The sequence below is a fragment of the Rhodococcus sp. (in: high G+C Gram-positive bacteria) genome (genome assembly GCF_049591685.1).
Lineage (GTDB): Bacteria > Actinomycetota > Actinomycetes > Mycobacteriales > Mycobacteriaceae > Rhodococcoides.
Map to the genome: position 1 here is coordinate 1 of NZ_JBAWFH010000449.1, position 10,366 is coordinate 10,366.

The following is a 10,366-nucleotide window of genomic DNA, read 5'->3' on the forward strand; positions in this document are numbered from 1 at the left end:
GGACCGTATGCTCGCCCAGCGTCCGGACTTCGTATTTCGCGGAGACCGGTTAATCTTCGTCAGGTCTCGAGTCTGCTTCTGCGACTGAATCGAAGGAAATGGGGAACAGCTCATGGCGAATGCCATCGAAGTCGAGAACTTGGTACTCGAGTACGGGAAGAACATCGCCCTGAACGGCATCAGTTTCGAAGTGCCGGAGGGGACGGTTCTGGGGGTGTTGGGGCCGAACGGCGCGGGGAAGACGACGGCGGTTCGCATCCTCGCCACCCTGTTGAAGGCAACGTCGGGTAGTGCCCGAGTGCACGGCATCGACGTTGCCGACAATCCTAACCAGGTCCGCGAGACCATCGGCCTCACGGGCCAGTTCGCGGCCGTCGACGAGTACCTCACCGGGTACGAGAACCTCGAGATGGTTGGCAGGTTGTTCGGTCTGAAGAAGGCCGAGGCCCGCAGCCGGGCCGACGAACTTCTCGCTCGGTTCGAGCTCGAGTACGCGCGCGATCGCACCGCGAAGCAGTATTCGGGCGGTATGCGTCGACGCCTCGACATCGCGGCCAGTTTGATCGGGCGCCCGAGAGTGGTCTTCCTCGACGAACCCACGACGGGTCTCGATCCGCGCAGTCGAATGGGCATGTGGGAGTTCATCTCCGACCTCGTATCGGACGGAACCACCATCCTGCTGACGACGCAGTACCTCGAAGAGGCGGACCGGTTGGCCGACTCGATCATCGTTCTCGACAAGGGTTCGATCATCGCCGAGGGCACCGCAGATCAGCTGAAGTCCCAGGTCGGCGGTGAACGGCTCGAATTCGTTCTCACCGACCCGGCCGACCGCGACCGCGCGCTCGATCTGCTTCACCCGATCGGTCTCGACGCCCCGTCGTACGACGATCAGACCCGCCGTATCGGTATGCCCGTGGGCGGCGGCGCAGACGATCTCACCGCCGCACTCGTCGGCTTGAAGGACGCAGGGATTCGGGTGGTGGACGTCGGTCTCCGCAGGCCCAATCTTGACGACGTGTTCCTCACTCTCACGGGCCACGCCACCGAGGAAGCCGCAGCTGTGGAGGAAGACAAATGAGCGTCGTTCGCGATTCACTGATCATCACCAAGCGAAACCTGATCAAGCTCAAGCGGGTTCCCGATCTCCTCTTCTTCGCGACGCTGTCACCGATCATGTTCGTCCTGCTCTTCGCGTACGTCTTCGGAAGTGCGATCGACATTCCGGGCGTCGACTACAAGAGCTTCCTGATGGGCGGCATCTTCGTCCAGACCATGATCTTCGGCGCCACCATCACGGGGTCGTCCCTGGCGGAAGATCTGCAGAAGGGCGTCATGGACCGTTTCCGCTCGCTGCCGATGGCACGCTCGGCCGTCGTCATCGGCCGAACGGCAGCGGATGTCGGCAACAACGTCGTCACCATCACCATCATGTCCATCACCGGACTCATCGTGGGCTGGCGCATCACGTCGTCGTTCCTCGAAGCCGTTGCCGGTTACGTTCTGTTGCTGCTGTTCGCCTACTCGATCTCGTGGGTCATGGCGTATCTCGGACTGCTGGTGCGCTCGCCCGAACTGTTCAACAACGCCTCGTTCATCGTCATCTTCCCGCTGACCTTCATCGCGAACACCTTCGTGCCCATCGAGGGCTTTCCCACGGTGCTCAAGGCCATCGCGGAGTGGAACCCCATCTCCTCGGTGACCCTGGCCGTTCGCGAGTTGTTCGGCAACACGAACCCCTTGGCACCGGCCCCGGACGCGTGGCCGCTACAAAATCCGGTGCTGTACACGATGATCTGGGTGGTGCTGTTCCTCGTCATCTTCGTTCCGCTGTCGGTGCGCAAGTACGAGAAGACCCTCACGGCCTGAGATTCGACGCAAGAAAGTCGAGGGCTTCGGTCCACATTCGACGCTGACCTTTCGCCGTCCCGGCCGGAGTGCCGCCGGAGACGATGCTGTCGCTACGGCCCACTGTGGTCGGGGTGGCGGGAGGTCGAAGGATATGCCCGGCGTTCGGCAGCATCACGAGCCTGTCGGCGCTGTTGTCGCGACGAGCCATCAGTGCTCGTGCCATCCTGTCCGCCGGATACGTCGCGTCGGCTGTGCCGGCCACGACGAGCACCGGAGCCTCGATCCGCTCCACCGGGATGGAGGCAGCCGCCACCGCGTCGGCGTCGCGAAGACCGGCCTCGTACGCAGGTCGCAGTTTCATCGCGCGAGAAGAAAGGGTTGGCGCGAACGCTCGCCCCATCGCTGTTTTGATCCTCTGTCCGATCAGCTTGTCGGACCGAATCGGCATGTACGGCAACGGCTCTCCACGCAGGGTCAACGACGAGGCGCGCGCCGGGGGACCGTCGGTGATGGCCTGCAGAACCACGTGCGCAGGAGAGGTGGCAACTACGCCGCGGACGGCTATGGTCGGAGCCGACGTCAGCGCGGACAACGCGACAGTCACCCCCACCGACGCCGAGAACACCGCGATGCGTTGCGCGTCGACCCGCTTGTGCGCGGCGAATGCGGCCATACCGTCCGCGACTGCCTCGAGCGGAATCTCCTCGAAGTGGCGTGGAAGACCTGGGACGCCCATGTACAGCAACACCGCGGTGACGTATCCGTGGGAGGCGAGCAGCGCGGCCGTCGGTGCAGACGCCTTCTCGCCGGCAATCCCCGGTACCACCAGCACGCCCGGGCACAGCTCCTCGTCGGTGTCGGGAAAGAAGATCCGCAGTCGCCACCCGTCGCCTTCGAGGTCTCGGCGAACGACACTGTCACCCCACGTTCGTCGGACCGTCGTCGTCGACGAACCCTCCAGTGCATGCAGCGAGACGCGATAGTCCAGCCCGTCGGGCGAAGGCGCGAAGGTGACCGGCGGCGTGTTCTCGTCGACGAAGGTCATGTCCCACCACGGACGGTCCGGGTCGTCGATCTTCAACCGGCCCTCGCGGTCGATGTGGTAATCGCGATGCGAAACCCAGTGGTGCCCGTCGGCGTCGACGGTCGCGATGTCGAGGTGCACGGGTAGCCCCGGCCCGACTCCGTGTGCCCGGAACTCGGTTCGGCCGTCGATCGGCCCCGTGACGGGGTCCACCTCCAACGAGACGGGTTCCATACGTCCAGTGTGCGATATCGACGCCGCCGCGCGGGGCGCATCGGATCACCCAGGCCGGGTGATTTTCACACGCGTCAACCCCCGACCGAACGATCCGGTCGGGGGTTGACGGAAAACATGCGTGACGAACGATGACCTATGTGTGGTACGGCTCTGCGCTGAGCAGCGTGACCTTCATGGTCTTACCGTTGGGGAGCGTGTACTCGCGGGTGTCGCCGACTTTGGCGTCGATGAGCGAGCCGCCGAGGGGAGAGCTGGGGGAGTAGACCTCGAGCTTGCCGTCGCGGGCACCCTCTTCACGGGTGGCGATGAGGAACGTCTCGGTGTCCGACTCGTCACCGTCGTAGTAAACCTTCACGACGGATCCGGGCAGCGCGACACCGGACTGAGTGGGGGCCTCGCCGACCTTGGCGGAGTTCAACAGCTCCTGCAGCTGTCGGATGCGAGCCTCCTGCTGGCCCTGCTCCTCGCGTGCAGCGTGGTAACCGCCGTTCTCTTTCAGATCGCCCTCTTCGCGTCGCTCGTTGATCTCGGCGGCGATGACCGGGCGATTGGAAATGAGTTGGTCGAGTTCGCTCTTGAGCCTGTCGTGGGACTCCTGGGTCAGCCAGGTCACCTGGGTCTCGGTCATCTCGATCACTCCCTTGTAGTCGAAGTCGCGGTGGACTCCCGGTCTGTTGCTGACGAGCACGCGGATGGGCGGAGGAATTCTCTCGAAGAGGTCCCCCGTGTCGGCCCACTTCCTGAGCCGGCTGCGACGTGCACGATCGGCGGCGTCGTCAGCCTTCCTGGCCGTCAATGCAGCAATACACGGCCCCAGTCAGGAACCGTGTACAGCGCAATCTTACCACGGGGCAGCGTGCGGTCAGCCGGCCCGCAAATATTCGGGGACATTCGTGCCGCATCCGTACACATCGCCCACCGCAGGCGGCTTGGAGGTGCGCACGATCGATGTCACTTCGACTTCGCTGGTGGCGGACCCCGGAACCAGCACTTCGCGGCGGCCGCTCTCGGATCCGTCACGGGAGCGGGCACGAACGATGCAGACGACTTCGCGCTCCGGGTCGGCGCGGGTGACGCTGAAACTGATGGACATCGTCGACGAGTCGACGATGTCGAACGACAGGGCCTTGCCCTCGACGTCCTGAACGGCGAAGCGCTGGTAGCCGAAGTAGGCGACGCCCAACCCGACGAGCAATACGACGACCAACAGGACGTTCTTCGTACGTCGATCGATTCCCCGGCGCGAGGTCGATGCCGGATAACGGCCTTCGGGAAGCGTGGTCATACGAACTTTCGTCGAGACGAGAAGCTGCCGGAGTCTGCGGCAGCCGGTGGCAGCCGTGTCGGCGCCAAGTGGAACTATAGAGGCCGCGTAAGTATCAGTCGAAGCTGAGGTGAGGGAAGATCGTGTCCGGACTACGGCTCATGGCGGTGCATGCCCATCCCGACGACGAGTCGAGCAAGGGCGCCGCGACGACGGCTCGGTATGCAGCCGAGGGAAACGCCGTCTTGGTCGTGACGCTCACAGGCGGTGAGCGGGGCGACATTCTCAATCCCGCGATGGATATCCCGGGCGTACACGAGCGAATGCACGAAGTGCGGCGCGAAGAGATGGCGGAGGCGGCGCGCATTCTCGGCGTCCGTCAGACGTGGTTGGGGTTCGTCGACTCGGGATTGCCGGAGGGCGACCCGTTGCCGCCGCTGCCCGAGGGGTGTTTCGCTCTCGCGCCGCTCGAAGAGGCCACGGAAGCGCTGGTGAAGGTCGTTCGGGAGTTCAAGCCGCACGTCATGACCACGTACGACGAGAAGGGTGGCTACCCGCACCCGGACCACATTCGCTGCCACGAGGTGTCGGTCGCTGCGTTCGAGGCAGCGGGAGATGCCGACAAGTTTCCCGACGCAGGTGAGCCGTGGACGCCGCTCAAGCTGTACTACTCGCACGGCTTCCTGCGTAAGCGGATGCAGCTGTTCCACGACTGGTTCATCGACCGCGGCGAGGAGAGCCCGTTCGTCGATTGGCTCAAGCGTTGGACCACCGATCGCGACGAGATCATGGAGCGCATCACCACCCAGGTCACCGTCGGCACCTACTTCGAACAGCGCGACGACGCCCTGCGCGCACACGCGACGCAGATCGACCCCAACGGCGCGTTCTTCGCGGTTCCCGCCGAGGTTCAGCGGGGGCTCTGGCCCACCGAGGAGTACGAGCTCGCCCGAACCCGCGTGAAGACGTCGATCCCGGAGACCGACCTGTTCGCGGGTATCGACGCCCCCCGCGACGAAGCGGGGACGTCCGCGTGATCATCTCGATTCTCGCGCAGGGTGCGCCCGGCCCGGAGTACGGCAAGTCGTCTCCGGTCGGGCTCGTCATCATCGTTGCCCTGCTCGTCGGTACCGCACTACTGATCTGGTCGATGAACAAGAAGATCAAGAAGTTGCCGGAGACGTTCGAGAAGGAAGCCCCCGGCCCCGATCAGGCGCTCGACGAGGGCACCGATCGCGGCGCGATACGCGACCCGGAACCGGGCTCGCGACCTCGTCCGGGAACGCGGCCCGGCACCGACGAAGGCTGACCATGCTGAACACCAATGCGCTGGGCGAATCGACGAGTCCGTATCTACGGCAGCACGCCGAAAACCCGGTGCATTGGCAGCAGTGGACGCCCGAGGCGTTGGCGTCCGCACGCGAACGCGACGTGCCGATCCTGTTGTCCATCGGCTATTCGGCCTGCCACTGGTGTCATGTGATGGCACACGAGTCGTTCGAGGACGAGGCAACCGCCGAGCTGATGAACGCGGGTTTCGTCTGTATCAAGGTCGACCGCGAGGAACGCCCCGACCTGGACGCGGTGTACATGAACGCGACGGTCGCGATGACCGGTCAGGGCGGCTGGCCCATGACGTGCTTTCTGACGCCGGAAGGCGAACCCTTCTACTGCGGCACCTACTATCCGCCCAGGCCGATTGCCGGAACGCCTTCGTTTCCGCAGTTGCTCCAGGCGATCACGGACACCTGGACCACGCGTCGAAGCGAGGTGTTCGACGCCTCCGCCGCCATCGTGGACGCGCTGCGCTCCAACGCCGGGCAGATGCCTGCGTCGGACCGCCCGGTGGACGCCGAGCTTCTCGCCGAGGCCGCCCGATCGGTGTTGCAGGACGAGGACGTCGACCGCGGGGGATTCGGTGGTGCGCCCAAGTTTCCTCCGGGGGCACTGCTCGAGGGCTTGCTGCGGCAATACGAACGCACGTCGACGCCCATGCTTTTGGCAACCGTGCAGCGAACCGCGTCGGCGATGGCGCGGGGTGGCATCTTCGATCAGATCGGCGGCGGGTTCGCTCGCTACTCGGTCGATACGGAGTGGGTGATTCCGCACTTCGAGAAGATGCTCTACGACAACGCGTTGCTGCTGCGCTTCTACGGGCATCTCGCCCGCGTCACCGGTGACGGTCTCGCGCTTCGCGTAGCCGACGCCACCGCGGGGTTCATGCTCCGCGGATTACGTACGGAGGCAGGGTGTTTTGCCTCGGCGCTGGATGCGGACACCGAGGGAGTCGAAGGCCTCACCTACGCCTGGACGCCGGAGCAACTGGTCGAGGTTCTCGGCTTCGAGGACGGAGTGTGGGCAGCGGGGTTGTTTGCCGTCGACTCCGCAGGCACGTTCGAGGCCGGAATGTCGGTGCTGCAGCTACCCGAGGATCCGGAGGACGGCGAACGGTACGACCGAGTCTGCGCGACGTTACTGGCGGCCCGCGACACACGTCCACAACCTGGCCGCGACGACAAGGTGGTCACGGCATGGAACGGGCTTGCCATCACCGCGCTCGCCGAAGCGGGGGTCGGCCTCGGGCGATCGGACTGGGTCGACGCAGCGGTGGAATGCGGCGAGCAGATCTATGCCACCCACGAGGAGAACGGCAGGCTTCGGCGCGCATCGCTCGGAACCCATGTCGGCGAGGCCACCGGTGTGCTCGAGGACTACGCCTGCCTGGCCGTCGCGTCGTTGGCTCTGTTCCAGGCCACGGGCGATCCGGTGTGGTCGGAACGGGCGCAACGCACTGTGGACGCAGCGATCGAGCACTTCGCCGACCGCGATAATCCCGGCAGCTGGTACGACACTGCGGACGACGCCGAGGCGCTGGTGACGCGGCCGCGAGATCCGCTCGACAATGCAACACCGTCGGGTGCGTCCACGATCACCGAGGCGCTGCAGACCGCCGAAGCGTTGGTGCCGGTCGAGCGGGCGGCAGTGTACGGAGAATTGGTGGCCGCCGGGCTGGCTCGTGCGGCCATCGTGCTCGAGCGAGCTCCTCGTTCGGGTGGTCACTGGTTTGCCGTCGCCGAAGCGTCGGTTCGGGGGCCGCTACAGATCGCTGTGTCCACGGACGGGCCCGGCGTCGACAGTGCCCTTCTCGCCGTCGCTCGGGCTCATGCTCCCGGTGGTGCGACCGTCGTTGCCGGGGCCGAGGGGTCCTCGCCGCTGCTGGCGGATCGGCCCACCGTCGCCGGCCGTGATGCCGTGTACGTATGCCGCGGATTCGTCTGCGATCGGCCGGTCACCACCGAAGTGGAATTGCTTGCGGCACTGAACCGCTAGAACACCACCAGCCACACCGCAACGAGATGGCAGATCGCGGCCAGAACCGTCGCGGCGTGGAAGAACTCGTGGTGACCGAACGTCGTCGGCCACGGATTGGGCCACTGGGTGGCATACAGGACGGCGCCGATGCTGTAGAGGATGCCGCCGACGAGCAACAGAACGAACGGTGCCCAGCCGACGTGGTCGATGAGCGTCGGCGCGACCGGCACGATCGCCCAGCCGAGTAGTAGGTAGAGAGGTACGCCGACCCATCGCGGGCTTTGCGGCCAGAGCATCTTGAGCGCGACGCCGCCGAGGGCGCCCAGCCAGACCACGATCAGCAGCGTTCGCCCGGTGCTCGCGGGGAGCCCGAGCACTGCGAAGGGTGTGTAGCTGCCAGCGATGAACACGAAGATCATCGAATGGTCGGCGCGTTTCATCCACACCCGGTGGGAGGGCTTGCTCCAGTTCACGCGGTGATAGGTCGCGCTGACGCCGAATACACCGCACACCGTCACGGCGTAGACGGCACTCGCGATGCCGGCGCTGACCGATACCAGCGAGAACGCCAAGCTCACCAGCACGATTCCGGACACGACCGCGAAGCCGAAGGCGTAGAGGTGAATCCACCCCCGCATACGTGGCTTGACGGGGAGTTCGTCGATTCCGAACATGGTCACCGGCAGGACCCCCTTCGTCGGTAAAGCTACGCAACCGTAGGTTTGGGCCTACTGTACCGGCGAGTAGTACTCGGCGTTCGGCGTAAGGTTGTCCCCCGTGGTGATGTCTCGGTGAAGATTCTCCCGACCAAGGTGCGCAGCGTCCTCTACGGCGTGTACGAGCGGCGTCTGCTCACCCAGCTCGACGACGTGGCGCATCCGCGACACGTCGCCGTGATGTGCGACGGCAACCGACGCTGGGCGCGGGAGAACGGCTTCACCGACGTCGCTCACGGACACCGCATGGGCGCTTTGAAGATCGCCGAGATGCTCGGCTGGTGTGACGCCGCCGGCATCGAAATGGCCACCATCTACCTGCTCTCCACCGAGAACCTGCGTCGCGACGCCGACGAGCTCGATTCGCTGCTCGAGATCATCACCGACGTCGTCGAGGAGATCTGCGGCCCCGGCCAGAACTGGGGCGTCAAGATCGTCGGCACGCTGGACCTGCTGCCCGCGTCGACCGCGCGTCGACTCAAGGAAGCAGCCGACCTCACTTCGGGGCGCACCGGTACTCACGTCAACGTCGCGGTCGGGTACGGCGGACGCCAAGAAATTGCCGACGCCGTTCAATCGCTGCTCGGCGAGAAGATCAGCGAGGGATTGACTGGCGACGACCTGATTCAGGCGGTCAACGTCGACGCCATCGACAGTCACCTCTACACCTCGGGCCAGCCCGACCCGGACCTCGTCATCCGGACGTCCGGAGAGCAGAGGCTGTCCGGGTTCCTGCTGTGGCAGAGCGCGTACTCCGAGATCTGGTTCACCGAGGCCTACTGGCCGGAGTTTCGTCGCGTCGACTTTCTTCGCGCGCTTCGTGACTACGCCGCGCGACATCGGCGGTTCGGGATTTAGAGCTTGCGCAACCGCAGCCGGTTGATGGTGTGGTCGTTGTCCTTGCGCAGCACCATCGTCGCTCGCGGTCGTGTCGGCAGGATGTTGTCGACGAGGTTCGGCAGGTTGATCGTGTGCCACAGGTCTTCGGCAGCGTTGCGCGCATCGTGGTCGGACAGGTTCGCGTAGTGGTGGAAGTGCGCGTCGGGGTCGGCGAACGACGTCTTGCGCAGTGCCAGGAAGCGTTTGACGTACCACGCCTCGATGTCCTCGATGCGGGCGTCCACGTAGATGGAGAAGTCGAACAGGTCCGACACCATCAACCTGGGGCCGGTTTGCAGCACGTTCAAGCCCTCGACGATGAGGATGTCCGGCTGGCGGACCATGTGCAGCTGGTCCTTGACGATGTCGTACGAAACGTGCGAATAGACCGGTGCGGCAACCTCTTCGGAGCCGGACTTGACCTCGGTGACGAACCGTAGGAGTTTGCGTCGGTCGTAGCTCTCGGGAAACCCCTTGCGATGCAGAATGCCGCGCCGCATCAATTCCGCTGTGGAATAGAGGAATCCGTCGGTGGTCACGAGGTCGACGCGGGGATGGTGGTCCCACCGCGCCAGCAGGGCCTGCAGGACGCGCGCGGTCGTCGACTTGCCGACGGCAACGCTTCCCGCCACCCCGATCACAAACGGAACCTGACGATCCGGATGCTTCTCGCCGAGGAAGGTCGCCGTCGCCGCGAAGAGTCGTTGCCGCGCCGCGACCTGCAGGTGAATGAGCCTGGCCAGCGGCAGGTATACCTCCGCCACCTCGTCGAGGTCGATCTGCTCACCGAGGCCGCGGAGGCCCACCAACTCCTCCTCGGTCAGAACCAGGGGAGTGGACTGTCGGAGGGTCCGCCACTGCGCGCGGTCGAACTCCACATACGGGCTGGACTCGCTCACGCGATACACCGGCTCGTCGACGTGACGCGGTGGCCCGGCAGGCGTGAGCTCCGAAGGAGCGCGAGTCGCATGACATCAGATTGTGCTTGCTGCCACTACGACTCGCACGGGCGGGGTGGTTCACCGGGTGTTCACTCTCGGCGGGCATCTATTGTCGGATCTCATGAACGCCGAACCTTTCGTC

The 10,366-nt window shown here is 65.0% G+C and carries 11 protein-coding genes; 6 read left to right on the plus strand and 5 right to left on the minus strand.

Features of this window, described 5'->3' with window-relative positions; translation table 11 throughout:
- The first annotated feature begins 112 nt into the window (after positions 1-112).
- On the plus strand, positions 113-1,081 hold the full coding sequence (locus WBQ44_RS18855) for an ATP-binding cassette domain-containing protein (protein WP_495568196.1): 969 nt from the start codon (positions 113-115) through the stop codon (positions 1,079-1,081).
- Entirely contained in the window at positions 1,078-1,869 is a 792-nt protein-coding gene (locus WBQ44_RS18860) for an ABC transporter permease (RefSeq protein ID WP_495568197.1), read from the plus strand. The genes WBQ44_RS18855 and WBQ44_RS18860 overlap by 4 nt, the downstream gene beginning before the upstream one ends.
- Here the strand turns inward: WBQ44_RS18860 and WBQ44_RS18865 are convergent.
- The 3 genes from WBQ44_RS18865 to WBQ44_RS18875 all read right to left on the minus strand — a co-directional run bounded on the left by WBQ44_RS18865 (position 1,859) and on the right by WBQ44_RS18875 (position 4,397).
- A complete protein-coding gene (locus WBQ44_RS18865; protein ID WP_495568198.1) occupies positions 1,859-3,109 on the minus strand; it encodes an alpha/beta hydrolase family protein in 1,251 nt (416 codons plus the stop codon). The two genes, WBQ44_RS18860 and WBQ44_RS18865, sit on opposite strands and share 11 nt — an antisense overlap.
- 136 nt (positions 3,110-3,245) lie before the next feature.
- Positions 3,246-3,740: a transcription elongation factor GreA gene (gene greA / locus WBQ44_RS18870; protein ID WP_495568206.1), complete on the minus strand. Its 495-nt coding sequence runs from the start codon at positions 3,738-3,740 to the stop codon at positions 3,246-3,248.
- Between the two features lie 234 nt (positions 3,741-3,974).
- On the minus strand, positions 3,975-4,397 hold the full coding sequence (locus WBQ44_RS18875; protein WP_495568199.1) for a DUF4307 domain-containing protein: 423 nt from the start codon (positions 4,395-4,397) through the stop codon (positions 3,975-3,977).
- Positions 4,398-4,519: 122 nt separating this feature from the next.
- Between WBQ44_RS18875 and mca the strand changes: the two genes are divergently transcribed.
- From mca to WBQ44_RS18890, 3 genes are read left to right on the plus strand one after another with little or no spacing between them, the layout of a single operon-like run.
- Positions 4,520-5,413 carry a mycothiol conjugate amidase Mca gene (gene mca / locus WBQ44_RS18880; RefSeq protein WP_495568200.1) on the plus strand — a complete coding sequence of 298 codons (894 nt, stop codon included), beginning with the start codon at positions 4,520-4,522 and terminating at the stop codon, positions 5,411-5,413.
- Complete coding sequence (locus WBQ44_RS18885; protein WP_495568201.1) at positions 5,410-5,685, plus strand: hypothetical protein; 276 nt, start codon at positions 5,410-5,412, stop codon at positions 5,683-5,685. Before mca ends, WBQ44_RS18885 begins: the two co-directional genes overlap by 4 nt.
- A 2-nt stretch (positions 5,686-5,687) precedes the next feature.
- Entirely contained in the window at positions 5,688-7,706 is a 2,019-nt protein-coding gene (locus WBQ44_RS18890; protein WP_495568202.1) for a thioredoxin domain-containing protein, read from the plus strand.
- On the opposite strand, the gene trhA is transcribed toward WBQ44_RS18890, so the two are convergent.
- Entirely contained in the window at positions 7,703-8,368 is a 666-nt protein-coding gene (gene trhA / locus WBQ44_RS18895) for a PAQR family membrane homeostasis protein TrhA (protein WP_495568203.1), read from the minus strand. The two genes, WBQ44_RS18890 and trhA, sit on opposite strands and share 4 nt — an antisense overlap.
- Positions 8,369-8,479: 111 nt before the next feature.
- Between trhA and WBQ44_RS18900 the strand changes: the two genes are divergently transcribed.
- Positions 8,480-9,262: an isoprenyl transferase gene (locus tag WBQ44_RS18900; protein ID WP_495568204.1), complete on the plus strand. Its 783-nt coding sequence runs from the start codon at positions 8,480-8,482 to the stop codon at positions 9,260-9,262.
- Here the strand turns inward: WBQ44_RS18900 and coaA are convergent.
- Positions 9,259-10,191 (minus strand): type I pantothenate kinase, encoded by a 933-nt coding sequence (coaA, locus tag WBQ44_RS18905; RefSeq protein WP_495568205.1) that lies wholly within the window; start codon positions 10,189-10,191, stop codon positions 9,259-9,261. The genes WBQ44_RS18900 and coaA overlap by 4 nt on opposite strands.
- Between the last annotated feature and the right edge of the window lie 175 nt (positions 10,192-10,366).

Coding starts and splice junctions, on each gene's coding strand:
- WBQ44_RS18855 (WP_495568196.1), top strand. CDS start 113: ATGGCGAATGCCATCGAAGTCGAGAACTTGGTACTCGAGTACGGGAAG.
- WBQ44_RS18860 (WP_495568197.1), top strand. CDS start 1,078: ATGAGCGTCGTTCGCGATTCACTGATCATCACCAAGCGAAACCTGATC.
- WBQ44_RS18865 (WP_495568198.1), bottom strand. CDS start 3,109: ATGGAACCCGTCTCGTTGGAGGTGGACCCCGTCACGGGGCCGATCGAC.
- greA (WP_495568206.1), bottom strand. CDS start 3,740: ATGACCGAGACCCAGGTGACCTGGCTGACCCAGGAGTCCCACGACAGG.
- WBQ44_RS18875 (WP_495568199.1), bottom strand. CDS start 4,397: ATGACCACGCTTCCCGAAGGCCGTTATCCGGCATCGACCTCGCGCCGG.
- WBQ44_RS18890 (WP_495568202.1), top strand. CDS start 5,688: ATGCTGAACACCAATGCGCTGGGCGAATCGACGAGTCCGTATCTACGG.